18 protein-coding genes and 1 tRNA gene are annotated in these 16222 nt (G+C 43.2%); 6 read left to right on the forward strand and 13 right to left on the reverse strand.

Going from position 1 to position 16222, the window contains the following annotated elements; genetic code table 11:
• On the reverse strand, positions 1-1230 hold the full coding sequence (locus PNUC_RS06175; protein ID WP_048812118.1) for an HD domain-containing phosphohydrolase: 1230 nt from the start codon (positions 1228-1230) through the stop codon (positions 1-3).
• Between the two features lie 90 nt (positions 1231-1320).
• Between PNUC_RS06175 and PNUC_RS06180 the strand changes: the two genes are divergently transcribed.
• Positions 1321-1812, forward strand: coding sequence for a hypothetical protein (locus PNUC_RS06180; protein WP_011903017.1), 492 nt, complete (start codon positions 1321-1323; stop codon positions 1810-1812).
• 55 nt (positions 1813-1867) lie between these two features.
• On the opposite strand, the gene PNUC_RS06185 is transcribed toward PNUC_RS06180, so the two are convergent.
• From PNUC_RS06185 to PNUC_RS06220, 8 genes are all read right to left on the reverse strand, one after another.
• A tRNA-His gene (locus PNUC_RS06185) sits at positions 1868-1943 on the reverse strand.
• Positions 1944-2011: 68 nt separating this feature from the next.
• Positions 2012-3100, reverse strand: coding sequence for a tRNA dihydrouridine(20/20a) synthase DusA (gene dusA / locus PNUC_RS06190; RefSeq protein ID WP_071540456.1), 1089 nt, complete (start codon positions 3098-3100; stop codon positions 2012-2014).
• 524 nt (positions 3101-3624) lie between these two features.
• Positions 3625-4443 (reverse strand): sulfite exporter TauE/SafE family protein, encoded by an 819-nt coding sequence (locus tag PNUC_RS06195; protein ID WP_011903019.1) that lies wholly within the window; start codon positions 4441-4443, stop codon positions 3625-3627.
• Positions 4444-4495: 52 nt separating this feature from the next.
• Positions 4496-5797: an amidase gene (locus PNUC_RS06200; RefSeq protein WP_011903020.1), complete on the reverse strand. Its 1302-nt coding sequence runs from the start codon at positions 5795-5797 to the stop codon at positions 4496-4498.
• Positions 5798-5860: 63 nt separating this feature from the next.
• The gene (locus tag PNUC_RS06205; RefSeq protein WP_011903021.1) at positions 5861-6832 is read right to left on the reverse strand and encodes an ABC transporter substrate-binding protein; all 972 of its coding nucleotides are present in this window, start codon (positions 6830-6832) and stop codon (positions 5861-5863) included.
• 28 nt (positions 6833-6860) lie between these two features.
• Positions 6861-7676 carry an ABC transporter permease gene (locus PNUC_RS06210; protein ID WP_011903022.1) on the reverse strand — a complete coding sequence of 272 codons (816 nt, stop codon included), beginning with the start codon at positions 7674-7676 and terminating at the stop codon, positions 6861-6863.
• Positions 7673-8461: an ABC transporter ATP-binding protein gene (locus tag PNUC_RS06215; protein ID WP_011903023.1), complete on the reverse strand. Its 789-nt coding sequence runs from the start codon at positions 8459-8461 to the stop codon at positions 7673-7675. The genes PNUC_RS06210 and PNUC_RS06215 overlap by 4 nt, the downstream gene beginning before the upstream one ends.
• A 200-nt stretch (positions 8462-8661) precedes the next feature.
• Complete coding sequence (locus PNUC_RS06220) at positions 8662-9477, reverse strand: alpha/beta hydrolase (protein ID WP_011903024.1); 816 nt, start codon at positions 9475-9477, stop codon at positions 8662-8664.
• A gap of 47 nt (positions 9478-9524) precedes the next feature.
• On the opposite strand from PNUC_RS06220, the gene PNUC_RS06225 reads away from it, so the two are divergent.
• The 5 genes from PNUC_RS06225 to PNUC_RS06245 all read left to right on the forward strand — a co-directional run bounded on the left by PNUC_RS06225 (position 9525) and on the right by PNUC_RS06245 (position 13740).
• Positions 9525-10703, forward strand: coding sequence for an amidase (locus PNUC_RS06225; protein ID WP_011903025.1), 1179 nt, complete (start codon positions 9525-9527; stop codon positions 10701-10703).
• A 67-nt stretch (positions 10704-10770) separates the two neighbouring features.
• Positions 10771-11766: an ABC transporter substrate-binding protein gene (locus tag PNUC_RS06230; RefSeq protein WP_011903026.1), complete on the forward strand. Its 996-nt coding sequence runs from the start codon at positions 10771-10773 to the stop codon at positions 11764-11766.
• 2 nt (positions 11767-11768) lie between these two features.
• On the forward strand, positions 11769-12542 hold the full coding sequence (locus PNUC_RS06235) for an ABC transporter permease (protein ID WP_011903027.1): 774 nt from the start codon (positions 11769-11771) through the stop codon (positions 12540-12542).
• Positions 12539-13309 carry an ABC transporter ATP-binding protein gene (locus PNUC_RS06240; RefSeq protein ID WP_011903028.1) on the forward strand — a complete coding sequence of 257 codons (771 nt, stop codon included), beginning with the start codon at positions 12539-12541 and terminating at the stop codon, positions 13307-13309. The genes PNUC_RS06235 and PNUC_RS06240 overlap by 4 nt, the downstream gene beginning before the upstream one ends.
• A 5-nt stretch (positions 13310-13314) precedes the next feature.
• Positions 13315-13740 (forward strand): lipocalin-like domain-containing protein, encoded by a 426-nt coding sequence (locus PNUC_RS06245; RefSeq protein ID WP_011903029.1) that lies wholly within the window; start codon positions 13315-13317, stop codon positions 13738-13740.
• On the opposite strand, the gene PNUC_RS06250 is transcribed toward PNUC_RS06245, so the two are convergent.
• The 4 genes from PNUC_RS06250 to ureE all read right to left on the reverse strand — a co-directional run bounded on the left by PNUC_RS06250 (position 13737) and on the right by ureE (position 16215).
• Entirely contained in the window at positions 13737-14000 is a 264-nt protein-coding gene (locus tag PNUC_RS06250) for an ATP-binding cassette domain-containing protein (protein ID WP_143070065.1), read from the reverse strand. The two genes, PNUC_RS06245 and PNUC_RS06250, sit on opposite strands and share 4 nt — an antisense overlap.
• Before the next feature lie 304 nt (positions 14001-14304).
• Positions 14305-14925 carry an urease accessory protein UreG gene (gene ureG, locus PNUC_RS06255; RefSeq protein WP_011903030.1) on the reverse strand — a complete coding sequence of 207 codons (621 nt, stop codon included), beginning with the start codon at positions 14923-14925 and terminating at the stop codon, positions 14305-14307.
• Between the two features lie 11 nt (positions 14926-14936).
• Positions 14937-15629, reverse strand: a complete 693-nt coding sequence (locus PNUC_RS06260; protein WP_011903031.1) for an urease accessory protein UreF — start codon at positions 15627-15629, stop codon at positions 14937-14939.
• Positions 15619-16215: an urease accessory protein UreE gene (gene ureE, locus PNUC_RS06265; RefSeq protein ID WP_011903032.1), complete on the reverse strand. Its 597-nt coding sequence runs from the start codon at positions 16213-16215 to the stop codon at positions 15619-15621. The genes PNUC_RS06260 and ureE overlap by 11 nt, the downstream gene beginning before the upstream one ends.
• Between the last annotated feature and the right edge of the window lie 7 nt (positions 16216-16222).

Below are 16222 nucleotides of genomic sequence, written 5' to 3' on the forward strand. Positions count from 1 at the left end.
TTACTGTGTGTCTATGATTTTTTGCAGTTCATTGTCACCCTCAAGCAATTGATATGCAGCATCAACTACTTTGGGATCTAATTTTTGGCCTGCCTCAGCCTTAATCTCTTCCATTGCCGCAACCAAACCTTTTGCAGGACGATAAGGTCTATGTGTTGCCATGGCTTCGATGGTGTCAGCAACCGCCAGCACCTTTGCCTCTTCACAAATTTGATCACCCTTCAATTTATTTGGATAGCCACTGCCATCTAAACGCTCGTGATGCTGATGAACCATTTCTGCAATCGGCCAAGGAAACGGAATATCTTTAAGTATCTGATAGCCCGCTTCCACGTGACCTTGAACCATCTGCATTTCTAAATCAGTCAGGCGAGATGGCTTAGTAAGTATCTCTGAAGGTACCGCCATCTTACCGATGTCATGCACCATTGCAGCCATATATAGCGCCTGAATCCGCTCGTTCTCCCAGCCAAGCATACGAGCAATGGCCATAGAAATCATTGCTACCCGTTTTTGATGCCCCGCTGTATAGGGGTCGCGCCACTCCATGGTCTTGGACATCGCTTCAATTGTGGCCCGCAGTGAAGATGCGAGGCGTTCTTGTATTAATTGCTTTTCATGAATCTGGTCATCCAACTTGTGTTGACGTTCAATTGACCGCAAACCAAAACCAATTTCTTTTGCAAGACTTTCAAATAATTGCACTTCTGCAATACCAAATGTATTGGGTATTTTTGAATAAACAAGCAATGCACCAAATGGCATTCCAGTAATACCGTCTGGAATTGGACAAGATATTACCGAACGAATGCCAAATGTTCGCGCACGTTCACGCCAAGCAATAAAGCCGGGATCAATTTCTCCATCGACAATAATGCTGGTTTTGTTGTTACGAATACAGGATCCACCCGGGCCTCTACCTGTTAGCTCTGACTCAGACCAGCTCACTACGATGTCTTTGATATAACCCGAGGCCTTACCTGCTGCACCTACAACTTTTACTGTTTTAAATGCATCGTCCTCTGCGCAACCAACCCAAGCAAGTACATATGGTCCTTGGGCTGCAATTGCCTCACAAACCTCTTGTATTAATATCCCGGTCGAATTAGAGCGAGCTAATGCCGCTGCAGCTTCAGATAAGGCTGATAAGGCCCAACCTCGCTTTTCCATCTCTTCGCGAATTGCAGTCTTTGTAGACGGTATGGTTGCAAGTTGAGACTTTGATTTCATGGCTTAATTATCGATCTAAAAGTTATAAAAACCTTGCTATTAATAATAAATAAGCACATCCTCAAAGAAGAGACTCACCACTAAGGGCATATGAAAGATGATATTGAAAAGATTTATTCAAAGTTAATTAGCCTTGAATCTGAGGTAAGCAATTTACGCCAAGGCTACATCATAGTAAACGCCCGATATTCAGAGGCTTTGGGAACACTAAAAGCTCTCACCTCAAGCGCCCTAGAGGCCGCCAAAAGAGCAGCAATTTCCGCTGAAAAGGCCTCCTTATCTGCTAAAAATTGTGCCACTGCAGCAAAGCTAGCCGCATCTGAGGCAATAGTGGATGCCGCTGAGGCTGCTGCTGATGCGGCTGCCGCTTCAGCCGAAGCTGCTATAGAGGCAGCTGCTGCCTCTGCCGCAGCTGCTGCTGCAGCTGCAGCTGCGGTTGCACATCAGGCTGAAGAGTCATCCATTTTGGCCTCAGCCGAGGCGGCTGAGGCCACCAAACGAGCAGCAATTGCAGCGGCTGAAGCAGTGAAGATGTCGAATCTTGCCGCCGAATCCGCCAGATCAGCTCGTAACAAAAAGTAAAAGGGATTCATAATGAGAAAAAGCCCCTTTTAGGGGCTTTTTTCACAGAATTCGGTGGGGCGAACGACGGGGCTCGAACCCGCGACAACCAGAATCACAATCTGGGACTCTACCAACTGAGCTACGTCCGCCACTGAAGACCATAGATTATAGCTTTTTGCTCAAAAACCTGTCAAAAACACCCCTTCAACAGTCTCAGTTAGGCGCTTTCGAAGTCAAAAGCGGCCCAATCCCCTAGGGTTAAGCTTGCATCGATAAAGAAATCCAATATAGCTGCTTTGCTTTGCACCTTGGCCAAAGCGTGGTGATCAGACAGTCTTTGGCGCCAATACCGTGAACCTGCCCTGCCATGAGCGAGACCTAGGATATGTCTTGTGAATGCGCCAATATAGAAAGGCTTACCTTTGGCTTGGCACTCATCAAACCATGATTGCACTTGTTTTACTAAAGCAATTTGTATGCGATGCCATTCAGTCTCGCTAAAAAGATAACCTGCAGCATCGCCATTGGTATTGATCATGTCATCCCAGCCCAAGAGCATTGCCGGAAAATGATATGCCGCCCTTCCCACCATAAATCCATCAAAGTCATGCCAATGACCGGCAATCTGATCATTGCTTTCTAAACCGCCGTTGAGTAAAACTTTTAGATTGGGAAATTGCTTCTGCGCATCTAAGCGAAGCTTGGCGGCAACCTCATAACGCAATGGCGGCTTACTACGATTCTCTTTAGGCGATAAACCTTTAAGCACTGCATTGCGCGCATGAATCGTCACCTGACTGGCACCAGCATCAGCTACGGCCATGATGAAATCCAGCGCGAACTGATAATCTTTTTCTGAATTAGCGGCATCCATTGAATCTAATCCTAGCCGATGCTTTACTGAAATCGGAATATCTACTGCATTCTGCATTGCCTTGACACAATCAGCTACCAGTTTTGGCTCAGCCATTAAGCAGGCACCAAAGGCACCCCGTTGAACCCTCTCTGAGGGACAACCACAATTCAAATCAATTTCGTCGTAGCCCCACTGCTGAGCTAATTCAGCAGACCGAGCTAAATCATTTGGCTCTGAACCACCCAACTGCAATACCACTGGATGTTGATCTTGCGAGTAATCCAAATGACGTGGTACATCGCCGTGCATCAGCGCCCCCGTTGTTACCATTTCGGTATAGAGAACTGCCTCTGTAGTTAGTGCGCGATGAAAAGAGCGGCAATGGCGGTCAGTCCATTCCATCATTGGTGCAGTGCACAATCTCTTCTTTTTCTTGTTTTCCACAGACACTTTTTATCAACAATTTATTACTGATTATTTTAGTGTGTTTTGGCTAGAAGCCAAATAAAACCTCATCTCTAGCGTCATCAAGAGAAATGTTTGTGCAAAGGAAAATGAATCACGAAAAATACAAGTCACTCTAATTATTTGGATATTTCTAAGAACTATCAGAGAAATTTGTCCTAAATTTGTCCTAAATTCATCGTACTTTTGATTATTGAAGCGACTGCTTTCGACCCAGAGAAGACATTGCAGAGCAACAGATCTATAGACCATTTGTCCGTAACTGCCTGGCAAGGACCAACGATCCCTTAGCATCTCATAGCATCTCATAGCATCGGATCAATAAACCGTTGGTCGCAAGTTAGAATCTCGCCCGGCCCACCAGTTATATAAATACCCTTAATAAAATTTCAGGGGCCTTTTCTTTAGCAGATGCAAACAATTCAAAAAAACGCATTCACTATCCCCTAGTCTTGTTTAAATCTTCTGCTAGACCTTATGATTTGGGGGAGAAAATTAAGAGAGCCCCCTTAATACCCAAACGCCTTTCTACTTTCATTGAGCATGAATAATGCAACAAGAAAAAGGGTGAATCCAAAAATACGCTTTAATCTAGGCGCCTCTAATTTGCTCACCACTCTTGCCCCGAGCGGTGCAGCAAGCATGCTCGTAATAACAATGCACAATAAGGCGGGTACATACACATAGCCAAGAGAGTACTCAGGCAAAGATGCATTACCCCAACCTCCATAGATATAACCCAATGTAGATGATGCAGCAATTGGAAAACCTAAGCCCGAGGAGTTGGCCATTGCATTATGAGGTTTGATATTGCACCAAATCATAAATGGGACTGTAATAAAAGCGCCGCCCGCACCCAATAGACTCGCAATCACACCCGTCAACACACCAAAAGCAAAGAGCCCAAAGGTTCCAGGCAAAGCTCGTGCAGCATGAGGAGACCTATTCAGAATCATTTGGGTGGATGAATAAAGCATAAAAATCGAAAATCCTAGCGATAGCCAAGCCCCATTAATGACATCAAAAAATTTGCCGCCCCCAACTACTGCTCCCAAGACAAGGCCGGGGGATAAGGCAATAACTAGTTTCCAATTAATATTGCCGCGTTTCTGATGAGCCATTACGGCCGAAGAAGTAGTAAATAACACGCTAGCCATACCTGTAGCAATTGCCATATGCATCAGAATATTTTCATTAAAGCCCAAACGGCCAAATATCAGAATCATAAGCGGAACTAAAATTACTCCGCCTCCAATTCCCAATAGGCCCGCTAAAAATCCAGATAGGCTTCCACCTAGCATCAACCAAGCTATATCAACAATTGACATGCCTCACCCCACAAAGAGTAAGAAAAGCTTAAGAGGATAGGGCATGTAAATATTACTTCGCTAGAGCGGACTCAGAAAATTTAGCTACACTGAGTAACTTAGCATCACATCTATAGTTTCCAATAAGCTGAATGCCTAGTGGCAAACCATTCCTTGACTCACCGGCAGGAATCGTAATTGAAGGGGTTCCCAAAAAGCTCCAGAGGGCACAGAAGATTGGATCGCCAGTAGATACCTGACTCTTGGGAGCCTCTCCACTTGCCGGGGCCATTAAGAATGCATCAAAGCTATCAAAGTAAGTGGCGATAGAATTGCGTAGATTTTTTTGTAAGAACTTTGCGGCAACATAGGCAGGAGCGCTATGCTTTAGACCTCTTGCAACCAACTCTTGAATATGGACGCTAAGTAAATCATTCACATGCTCAGTATGATGCGCATGTATTTCTGCAGCCTCTGACTCCAAAATAAGATTCATTGCTTGGATCGCGTCCCAGTACTCTTGGGGCAAAGATAGCTTCTGAACGATAGCACCTGATTCTTCAAGTTTCTGGGCGGCTAAATTTAAAGCTTGCTTCTGATCATCAGACATCATATGGTCCAGCGGGGTCTCAAGCAATGCAATCCTTGGCTTGTCCAGCATAAGCAACTCTTTCTTTACGCCAAAGACCAAATCTGGAATAACTATTAATTCTGGGTCAGATAAATCACTATTTTTTAAATTATTAAAAGCAAACGCCATATCGTCAACTGACCGCGTGAAAAACCCAATGTGATCAAGCGAATAAGATAAGGCGTGAGCTCCAGACTTAGAAACTGCACCATAGCTTGCCTTGTACCCCACTACCCCACAATATGCTGCCGGTCTAATAATTGAGCCCTGAGTCTGTGAGCCTAATGCTAATGGCACTATCCCCGCACCAACGGATGCTGCTGATCCACTAGAGGACCCCCCAGGGGTATATTCAGCATTAACTGGATTTGTTGTTGGTCCTGGATTACGCCAAGCAAACTCAGTCGTTACTGATTTACCAAATATTATGCCGCCAAGACTGCGAATTTTTTTAACAATTGCAGCGTCTTCAGAGGGAGTCTTATCTTTATAGATGGGTGACCCATTAGTCGTTGGAAGATCAACAGTATTAACAATATCTTTAACGGCAATTGGAATTCCTGAGAGTGGACCAGCTTTTATCTGCTGAGCCATAGAACCTAATGAGGCTCTTGAAACAAAGGCCCTAAGAACGGGCTCCGCTTCATTTGCCCTATCAAAACAGACTTGCAAAAAATCTATAGGTTTTAATTGATCGGCAGAAATTAAGTTACAAGCTTCAGTCAGTCCAATTGTGTTTTTCATATTTTTAATTTATTCAAAGAAATGGGGCGTAAAAATACGCCCCAAGTGGATTAATAATAGCGATTACTTCAATTTCAAAGCGTTTTGAATATAGGTTTCGTTAATAAAGTTTTCAAATACAGGTTGCTCCTTTAGGTTACCTAAAGCAATTTGTGTATCCATTGCAATCTTGAGAGCTGCCGGTGTAATTTGAACACTCTTAGGAAATACGTTCTCATTCATCATACGAGTTACCGCATTTTCAACAACTTGTGGATCAAGTGTTGGAAACTCCTTCTTAGCAATCTCGATAGTACCTTTAGGATCTTTAGCCATGTAACGAAGTGCAACTTCCATACCATTAACCATTCTCTGAGCAGCTACAGGATCTACTGTCTTCATTGCAGTAATGGATGAGAAAGCATAAGCGCCATAAGTTTTTGGGAAACCTAAAACAACCTTCATTCCTTTGATCGCCACTTGATCTAGGCCTGGCTCATACAACACCGCTACCTTTGCCTGACCACCCAATAGCGCCGCAGGTTCTGTACCTAGAGGAACTTGGATCATATCGATATCTTTATCACTCATGCCATTTTCCTTGAGCAACTTAAGGAACAAGGAGGTACTAGTCGTTGGCATTAAACCGGTAACTACTTTTTGACCCTTGATGTCCTTAATATTCGTAAATTTCACATCAGGAGCTGTTGCAATCCATACAGCTGCGCCGTTAACAGCATTACTAATAATTCCGACATTGGCGCCTTTTGAAGCGGCAATAGCAGTCCATTCTGGACCATGAATTGAAAACTGTGAACTTCCTGAAAGAACTGAAGATAAAGCTGCAGTAGGAGATCCAGCAGTTTCTTTAATCACACTTAAGCTTTGGTCTTTAAAGAAGCCTTTATCAATTGCGACATAAAGAGGTAGATACAACATTGACTGAAATGCCTGAGAGATAGTGACTGTTTTTACTTCTGCGGCAGCACTAAACGACATGCCAGCAATAGCTATTGCAGCAACCGTTACTTGTAGCTTTTTGTAAATCGATTTCATGAAAAACCTCCGTGAGATTAATAAAAAATTACATCCGAATTTGTGTGCGTCCAGAATCATTGCGCCATGGGAATAAGAAGCGCTCCAATGAATCAATGCCGTGATATAAAAAGAAACCAACAATCATCAACATGAATAATCCAACCCAAACAGAATTGAGTTCATACAAGCTTGAAGCGTTGTAAATCATATGCCCTAAGCCGGCTTTTGATGAAATGAATTCACCCACAACTGCACCAACCAATCCAAAGCCTACATTGATGCGAAAGTTAGAAACAATCGCCGGCATTGAAGAAGGAACAACTACCTGGCGAAATATTTGTTTGCGGTCAGCGCCCATGGAATAAAGTAATGATTGCAAATCTTTATCGGCTTCTTTGGTGGCCTGATGTGCTGCAATGAGAGCAATGATTGCTGTCATAGAGACAACCAATACGACCTTAGCACCTAAGCCCGTTCCAAACCAAAGCAGAATAATGGGAGCTAATGCAATTTTGGGAACGCTATTAATAGCAACAATGAATGGCTCCACAATCTGGGAAATCCATTTTGAGTACCATAGGAGCAACCCAATACTAGTACCAACAAGCGTACCAATCACAAAGCCCAATAAAGCCTCCCAAAGCGTATAACCCGTATCAATGAAGATGGAGTAATCCATCACGCTCGCAATGAATCTTTTCCATATCCCAAAAGGGGTTCCAACTAGAAATTCGGAGATAAATCCAAATTCCGCTAGGATTTGCCAAATGGCGAAAAAAATCACAACCGATAAAATCTGAATAAGTGACTTTCCAAAACCTGTATCGAGCATTTGGCTCATTGTTTTCTTTTCGCGGCTCATACCAATTCATCCTTTCTGGTTTGAATATCTAACTCAGAGCAAAGTAGATGAAAATATTCACCAAAATTTTTGTGTGATCTAGCTTCGATTGGAGATGAGCGTTCAATATCAATTTGATGCACATTTTTCACTACCGTGGGTCTACCGCTTAGCGCAACAACCCGCTTAGATAAGGCTACAGCCTCATCAATATCATGGGTAACCAAGATGACTGTCTTTTTAAACTTTGCTACAGCATCTAGCAGAACACTCTCAAGGTAGAGTCTAGTTTGATAATCCAGGGCCGAAAATGGCTCATCTAGCAATAGGATGTCGGGGTCCATTAAAAGAGTGCGGATCAGTGCAACGCGCTGACGCATTCCCCCCGAAAGAGTCTGAGGGTAGGATTTTTCAAAACCGGATAACCCAAAGGTATTGAGATAGTCCCTTGCCTTCTCAACCCCATTGGCATCATCCTCGCCCCGAACACGCAATCCAAGCATGACATTTTCAAGAACCGTGCGCCATGGGAAAAGCAGGTCTTTTTGCATCATGTAACCAACCTTACCTCTGAGGCTTTGAATTTTGCTGCCTCGATAGATCATATTTCCGTTATCAGCCTCGAGGAGCCCGGCAATGATATTAAAAATAGTTGACTTTCCACACCCACTCGGCCCAATGATGCTTAAAAAATCTTGCTCCATCACATCAAATGTAAGTCCATTAAGAACTGGGACTGGGCCATCTTTACTAGAAAATGACTTGTGTATTGAATCTAATGAAAGTTGCACTACAGGAATACTCACTATCAATCTCCATGAAATATTTTTATTGGGGTTGATACTTACATAGAGTCACATCACTAGTGAATATAGCTGCATTAATTTAGTGCGCAATCATCGATAAAAGTGCAGCATTCATCAATGTGGTGCGCACTATGAATCCACTACCTAGTTCAAATAAAAAAACTACCCTTAGGTAGTTTTTTTATTTGAATGATTAATAATTAAATTAAACGACTGACTAAAGCTTTAAATATCTCTCCATTTTTATCCGTCAGTTCATCTAGTATTGTGTAGTGATTTTTTTCGGGGATGGTTTTAAAAATACCCTCCGCCTCAGTTGAATTTCTATAGGCAGAAAAATCAAGCGACTGCCTTTGCATCTCTGGCAATTCAGAGCCACCTACAAAGATATCTAGGGGCCTGGACGTATTTTGCTGAAGCAAAATTGGTGAATTCTTTAATGAAGTCCCTTCATCCAGCGCTAGTTTTTCATTGATATAGCAATGCCTCATTGGCTCTAAATCGTAAATTCCACTAATTGCAGTACCCCCAAGGACGCACTCTTCATCCTGAACCATTGATATAAGATGGGCGCCCGCAGACCAGCCTATTAGCCATAGACCTTGAGGAACCATCTGTTTCTTATTCATGTAGACGCCAATTGCTTTTAGACCGCCCCTTACATCCTGAACAATTTCATGCATATTGGCATAAGGCGCCAAACGATACCCGAGCATTGCCACGCTAAAACCCGCCTGAACCAATGGGGGAGCAACGAAAGTAAAGTCATCCTTAGACCGCATCTGCCAAAACCCGCCATGCAGAAATACGATAACGGGAGCATTGTCTCCCGCGGAGAAAAAATCGAAAGATTGAAATTTGGTATCTCCATAAGAAATATCACAATCCCCAGGTAGTTTTTCCTTGGCCGAGATACTAGACTGAACCCATGACCGCACGATCTCTGCGCTATTAGCAACGGCTAAAGAATTGTTGTAAGCCTTATCTAAATTCTCTTTAGAAAAATTTTTCCACATGCCCTACACTCCTAGGATAAATTCAATCACTTACTTATTGGTCCATTATGCCCACAATTTTTAAACGCGATACAGCCCGAGCCTTTTGTGTAGATGCTCCGATAGAGATACTTTCGACAAAATCAGGTCCGCTAAAAGATTTAACCTTTGGGGTAAAGGATATTTTTGACATTGCCAATATACCAACAGCATTTGGGAGCCCTGCCTGGCTGAACTCCCATCCCATTCCTACTGAGACGGCTACATTTATCTCAAGCCTTGTAGATGCTGGCGCATCATTAGTTGGGAAGACTCATACTGACGAACTAACCTATAGCATTCTAGGAATGAATGCGCATTACGGTACACCCTTAAATACTGTCGCCCCCAACAGAGTTCCAGGAGGATCTTCTAGCGGATCAGCATCTGCAGTTGCTGCTAACCTAGTTGACTTTGCTATAGGCTCAGATACTGGGGGTTCTGTTAGAGCTCCGGCTAGCTTCTGCGGTATATATGGTTTCCGCCCTACACATGGGCGTATTAGCCTTGAGAGAGCTCGTCCACTAGCAAAAAGTTTCGATACTTTAGGTTGGTTTGCACGAGATCCAGAAATCCTCTTGAAGGTGGGAGAAGTTCTTTTTAATGAAAGTCGGACAAGGAACGCCAGCGCATCCTACTTTTTCTTAAAAGAGGCATTTGACTTATTACCCCCCAGCCTTAGCAAACAGGCACAAGAAGCTATCTCACTCCGACTGGGAAGAACTCAAATTCCTACCGTTGAGATCGGCAACTGCGAGCTCAAAGATTGGGCAGAGACATTTAGAATTATTCAAGCTGGAGAAATCTGGGAACAGCATGGTAATTGGGCATCCGAACATCTCAGCGAGATGGGGCCTGGAGTCAAAGATCGCTTTGAGGCTGCGCGCTCTATCACTGAGGATCAAAAAATTAAAGCTCGTTCTGACCGAGAAAAAGTCATTGCCAAGATGGCTCAACTGCTTTCCGAAAATACTTATCTAATACTTCCCACTGTTTTTGATATAGCGCCACGCTTGGACTCAAGCGCAAAAGAATTTGATGACTTTAGAAAAAATAGTTTTCAATTGCTTTGTATCGCTGGCCTATGTGGCCTCCCACAAGTAACACTACCCTTGCTTACCATTCAAGATGCACCATTTGGAGTATCCATCCTAGCCAAGCAAAATATGGACATGTCACTTTTAGGTGAAATCTATGCACCAACATGAAGAATAGTAATCGTTAATACCTATAAGATAGCCTTAGGATGCATACATTACTTAAAGGAATGGATGCATGAACTCAAAAAAATTCTCTAGACGCGACACACTGGTGCTCGGCATCAAATCTAGCCTTGCCTTGGCCATGGGATCTATCGGCCTAAGTGCAAAAGCACAAGAAAAGAAGTTATTAATTGGATATTGGCCCATTGCAGCCGGCCTACCTTTTTATGCTGCCGTCGATCGTGGTCTCTTCAAACAAGCAGGAGTAAATGTAGAGGCCGTGAAGTTTGCAAGCCCAAATCAGGTAGTAGAGGCCATGATTGCAGGCAGGATTGATGGTTGCGCAAACGGGGTAGCTATCACAGCACTCGCATTAGCTGATGCACAATCACCGGGTTCCATTAAATTCACTTGCATGAACTACGCAAACGAAAAATATATCCTGGACCAGGTTATCGTTCCAATTAACTCCAGTATTAAGGGGATTTCTGAGCTTGCCGGGAAAAAAGTTGCCTGTGGTCCCGGAATCAATAATGTCACCCTCGCTAAGGCAGTGCTAGCAGGCGCGGGAGCGACTAATGCTCAAGTCATTGAGTTGCCTATCGCCCAAATCCTACCGGCCTTAGTGGCCGGTCAAATTGATGGGGCCTATGTACTAGAGCCAACTGCAGTCATTGGAAAACAACAAAAAATCTCACGCTCAATTGGCGCAGGAGTGGTATCAAAATATGTTTTAGGCGATAACCTTCCTTGGATAGGCGGCGCAGCTGCACTCACCTCTAAGACGCTAAAAGAAAAAGCGGACTTAATTAATGGATTTATTAAAGGGTATGCAGGGGGCGTTGAGTATGTTCGCAAAGAGGGTATGGCTGCCAATCAATATCTAAAAGGCTATACAGCGATTGACGGCGATTTAGCCAAAGAGGTGCCAATTAGCGGATACATCCAATATAACGAAGTGAAAGCTGCTGATGTAAAGGCATTGCAACGACTATTTGATGTATTTACCGAGCGTAAAGTTTTTGAAAAACCTATATCGGCACTAACACTTATCTACAAGCAGTCCTAATAATGAATTTGAATCATCGCAAGCACCTATTCATGGTGCTTCCCTTTATTGGGCCGGTCCTGCTTTATCTACTCTGGTCGCTAACGCTCTCGGCGAAGTGGGTTTCACCAACGTTACTGCCTGCTCCGAATGCAACCTTTGAATACATGGGCCACCTATTTGTTACGGGGGCAATTTTTAAGGACCTATGGGCGACTGTACTTCGCACTTTCTACGCATTTCTAATTGCGTGCGTAATCGGGGTTCCTCTTGGGGTCATTTTAGGTAGTTCAGTCCCAGCCTACAGAAGTGTTGAATTTTTAATTGATTTTTTCAGATCAACACCATCTTCGGCACTGATTCCGTTGTTTATGTTGATCTTTGGAATTACTGATATTAATAAAATTGCTATCGCCGCCTTTGCAGCCGTGCTTGTGATTCTCTTTAATAGCGCCTATGGTGTAATGAATGCCAAGAAAACCCGGGTTATGGCAGCCAAGACTATGGGCATCAGCAATTTCCATATCTTTAAAGACGTACTCCTAATGGAAAGCCTACCTCAAACCTTTGTAGGACTTAGGACTGGTGTATCCCTAGCGCTAGTTATTGTGATTGTCGCCGAGATGTTCATTGGGTCTGAAGCTGGTCTTGGGCACCGAATTATCGATGCCCAGCAAGTCTTTAATATCAAAGATATGTATAGTTCAATCCTCATTACCGGCGCCCTTGGTTACGCGCTTAATTTAATCTTTATGGCAACTGAATCGAAGTTAGTCCACTGGAGCGGAAAAGCATGAGCCAAAATCCGCCACGCACGCACGTCACTATTGGGAACTTATGCAAGGAATTTGGTGGTGCAACTCTTTACAAAGACTTTAACCTTGAAATTCCGTATGGAAAGATTATTTCTATATTTGGGCCTAATGGTTGCGGAAAATCTACTCTTATTAATATGATCGCAGGGCTAATGCCCTATGACTCCGGTCAGGTCTTGTTTGATGGAAAAGATTTAAAAGATACTAAGATTGGGTATGTCTTTCAAAACTACAGAGACGCTCTATTTCCATGGATGAGTTCCCGGGACAACATAGCCTATCCGCTAAGGCGGACTGGAATGAGCGAGGCTAAAGTAAGTGCTCGCGTTGAAGAATTAGTTCAGCTATTTGAAATACGCTTCAATCTGGATCTATACCCTTATGAGCTTTCTGGTGGACAACAGCAAACCATATCAATCATGCGGGCCTTAGCGCCTAAGCCAGAGATACTCTTCTTAGATGAGCCGTTCTCAGCCTTAGACTTTGAAATGACGCTCTTTATAAGAGAAAAACTGCAAGAGGCGAACATTACCACCGGTACAACAATGATGATCGTCTCCCATGATCTTGAAGATGCAGTCTTTCTGGCCGATGAAATTTTGCTTCTTACAAGAAGACCAACGGCGATTGCCTCTCTTTTATATTTTGATATGCCAAAACCACGTCTTCCTGAAGCAGTAAGTCATCCTGATTTCATTCAGATCAAGTCAAAAGCCCTTGAAATCTTTCAAGCAGAAATGCGAAAATAAGCCTCATGAAAAGCAATCAAGCACTTGTAGGAATATGGAAATTATTTTCCTACGAAGTAGAAGTACAAGAAACGGGCGATTTTTTTCATCCTCTAGGAAAGAAGCCGACTGGATTCATCTGCATCACAGAAAATAACCATGTCATGGTGACGCTAACTGGTGAGGATCGAAAGCCAGCCTCAAGTAGCGAGGATAGCGCTGAACTATTAAATAGCTTAGTTTCCTATGCGGGAACCTATCGCATTGAAGGCAATGAGTGGATCACGAGTGTTCAGGTTGCCTGGAAGCCTGATTGGGTCAATACTGAGCAAAGGCGTCAATTCGAAATCAAAGAGAATCATCTTCGCGTCTTGACTACTTGGCGCGTCATGCCTAATTGGGTGGACAAAGGTCTACAGCGTAGTATTTTGACCTTTGTTAAGACGGATTAACCTTCTCCCAAATATTCGCTAATCATTTCCTCTGATTGAAGCAGGTCTAACGCATTTCCTTCTAGAGTAATTTTTCCAGAAGAAAATACATATCCACGATCAGCAATCTGCAATACAGTTTTTGCAAATTGATCCAATACCATCAGCTCCGCACCCTCACCTGCAATTTTTTGGATTACCCGATAAACCTCAGCCACTAGCTTAGGGGCAAGACCTAAAGACGGCTCACCTAAGAGGAGTAGGTTTGGCGCTGACATCATCGCCTCTTATTGGCCGATAACCGCCCTTGGCTAGTTTGATAAAAACTCCTTAGGACGCCTAGATGTAAGGAATTTTTACACCAAAATAAGGCATTAAATTTTTGTCCTAAATTTACCCTAAATTGAATTTTTAAAAGCTAGAGCCTTTATTTATATGGCTCAAATGGCTATATCGCCCCCATCCATCATTGGTGCAGTGCACAATCTCTTCTTTTTCTTGTTTTCCACAGACACTTTTTATCAATAATTTATTACTGATTATTTTAGTTTGTTTTAAAAAAGTTGAGACTATCGACTTTATTAATTAACTAACAAGCAAGCCTTTTTGCTCAATGAATTTAATAATTTCATTTAATCCATCACCTAATTTAACGCTGCCCATGATGAAGGGTCTTTCACCTCGCATCTTTTTAGCATCTGATTCCATGATTGGAAGTGAAGCCCCAACGTATGGCGCAAGGTCAGTTTTATTAATCACTAATAAATCAGAACGAGTAATTCCAGGACCGCCCTTACGAGGAATTTTCTCCCCTCCAGCAACATCAATTACATAAATCGTCAGATCGGAAAGTTCTGGACTAAAGGTTGCTGCTAAATTATCGCCACCTGATTCTATAAAGATAATATCAACGTCAGGAAACTGCTTTTGCATGCGATCTACTGCTTCTAAATTAATTGAAGCATCTTCTCGAATAGCGGTATGTGGGCATCCACCCGTCTCTACCCCCATGATTCGCTCTGGCTCTAGTGCACCGGCAACAGTAAGCAAGCGTTGATCTTCTTTAGTGTAAATATCATTGGTAATGACCACTAAGTCATATTTAGCACGCATTGCTTTACAAAGCATCTCAAGCAAAGTTGTCTTACCTGAACCAACAGGGCCGCCAATGCCAACTCTTAAGGGAGGATTTTTTTTAGTTCTCATAATTTCTTTTTTTACGAACGGAATAATCGAGAGTACTGCGTCTCATGTCTTGAAGATAGGATTGCCAACATGGGTGAAAAATTATCCACCATTGATAATCCTGAATTTGCCCTTTGTTCTGCCTCATGAACCATTTCAGGCACAAGCAAGCGGATCTTTGTTAAGGCTTGTTGTCCCGCAACCTGACCTAATGGAATTGCTTTCAAAGAAGCGGCAACTTGATTCTCTATCCAAGAAAATGCATAAGCTGCAAGCCCGTTTTTTGCCTGTATATTGAGATAAAAAGATGCATAGCTATGGGCCGTCAACAATGATAAAGGTTTGATTGCAGATAATTGAGTGAGGCATTCACCACCCCAACCCAAAGACTGAGCAATTTGCAATAAAGACCAACCCATCTGCTCAGTTTCTGATCTGAGCTCTGAGGTTTCGCGACTGGCTAAGAAATAGTCGTTCAGATTATGAACTGAATCAACATCATTTTTAGCCCATGCCTTGTAACTGAGAAGCCAAAGTGGGGCTTCAGATCTAGCAAAGACTCCTAGAAATACATCTTTTATCCATGCTTCTGCAGTAGAGGCATCCTTTACTATGCCGGAATCAATGGCGGCCTCTAAGCCTTGAGAATAGCTATACCCACCAATTGGCAATGCAGGTGATGCCAACTGCATCAATGCAGTGATTTCGTTTAGATCAATGCTCATGTGGATGATCATGATCGCCGTGATGATGGTGAGAGCAACCAGGTCCATGAACATGTGGCTTCTCATGTTCCGCATACACTTTCTGAGCTAAGGCATAGTCACTATCAAATGTCTCGGCATGACTATGTCGATGCCCTCCGCCATAAGCTCCAGTTTCAGGCTCAAATGGCGCCAATTCATGTATAGCCTCTAAGCCCAATTGCCTAATCATTACCTCAAGCACTGAGTCAGGTTCAATGCGTAAAAAACCTTTGCCGAGTTGAGTTGGGATATGGCGATTTCCAAGGTGATATGCCGCCTTCATTAACTGATGGGCGTCGTTAGAGGCGATCGTAACTACCTGCTGATTAGCAGCAGAAACTTTAATCATTGAGCCATCATCTGCAACTAAAATATCCCCATCGACAAGTACATTACCTCTAGGTAGAAAAAAGTGTGCCTCGCGACCATCGGAAAGTGTTTCTGAAAAACGGCTTTTATTGCGTATCTCAAATGGCAACTTTAGTTCGAGCGCTCTAGCAATAACTGCTTTGGCTAAGCCTTGTCCTTTGGGGATGATTTTCTCAACGCGAATTGGTTCTGACATTATTTTT

The sequence above is a fragment of the Polynucleobacter asymbioticus QLW-P1DMWA-1 genome (assembly GCF_000016345.1).
GTDB lineage: Bacteria > Pseudomonadota > Gammaproteobacteria > Burkholderiales > Burkholderiaceae > Polynucleobacter > Polynucleobacter asymbioticus.

Coding starts and splice junctions, on each gene's coding strand:
- PNUC_RS06220 (WP_011903024.1), bottom strand. CDS start 9,477: ATGTGGAAAAATTTTTCTAAAGAGAATTTAGATAAGGCTTACAACAAT.
- ureE (WP_011903032.1), bottom strand. CDS start 16,215: ATGTCAGAACCAATTCGCGTTGAGAAAATCATCCCCAAAGGACAAGGC.
- PNUC_RS06200 (WP_011903020.1), bottom strand. CDS start 5,797: ATGAAAAACACAATTGGACTGACTGAAGCTTGTAACTTAATTTCTGCC.
- PNUC_RS06260 (WP_011903031.1), bottom strand. CDS start 15,629: ATGAGCATTGATCTAAACGAAATCACTGCATTGATGCAGTTGGCATCA.
- PNUC_RS06195 (WP_011903019.1), bottom strand. CDS start 4,443: ATGTCAATTGTTGATATAGCTTGGTTGATGCTAGGTGGAAGCCTATCT.
- PNUC_RS06210 (WP_011903022.1), bottom strand. CDS start 7,676: ATGAGCCGCGAAAAGAAAACAATGAGCCAAATGCTCGATACAGGTTTT.
- PNUC_RS06235 (WP_011903027.1), top strand. CDS start 11,769: ATGAATTTGAATCATCGCAAGCACCTATTCATGGTGCTTCCCTTTATT.
- PNUC_RS06180 (WP_011903017.1), top strand. CDS start 1,321: ATGAAAGATGATATTGAAAAGATTTATTCAAAGTTAATTAGCCTTGAA.
- PNUC_RS06175 (WP_048812118.1), bottom strand. CDS start 1,230: ATGAAATCAAAGTCTCAACTTGCAACCATACCGTCTACAAAGACTGCA.
- PNUC_RS06205 (WP_011903021.1), bottom strand. CDS start 6,832: ATGAAATCGATTTACAAAAAGCTACAAGTAACGGTTGCTGCAATAGCT.
- PNUC_RS06225 (WP_011903025.1), top strand. CDS start 9,525: ATGCCCACAATTTTTAAACGCGATACAGCCCGAGCCTTTTGTGTAGAT.
- PNUC_RS06240 (WP_011903028.1), top strand. CDS start 12,539: ATGAGCCAAAATCCGCCACGCACGCACGTCACTATTGGGAACTTATGC.
- ureG (WP_011903030.1), bottom strand. CDS start 14,925: ATGAGAACTAAAAAAAATCCTCCCTTAAGAGTTGGCATTGGCGGCCCT.
- PNUC_RS06245 (WP_011903029.1), top strand. CDS start 13,315: ATGAAAAGCAATCAAGCACTTGTAGGAATATGGAAATTATTTTCCTAC.
- PNUC_RS06250 (WP_143070065.1), bottom strand. CDS start 14,000: ATGATGTCAGCGCCAAACCTACTCCTCTTAGGTGAGCCGTCTTTAGGT.
- PNUC_RS06230 (WP_011903026.1), top strand. CDS start 10,771: ATGAACTCAAAAAAATTCTCTAGACGCGACACACTGGTGCTCGGCATC.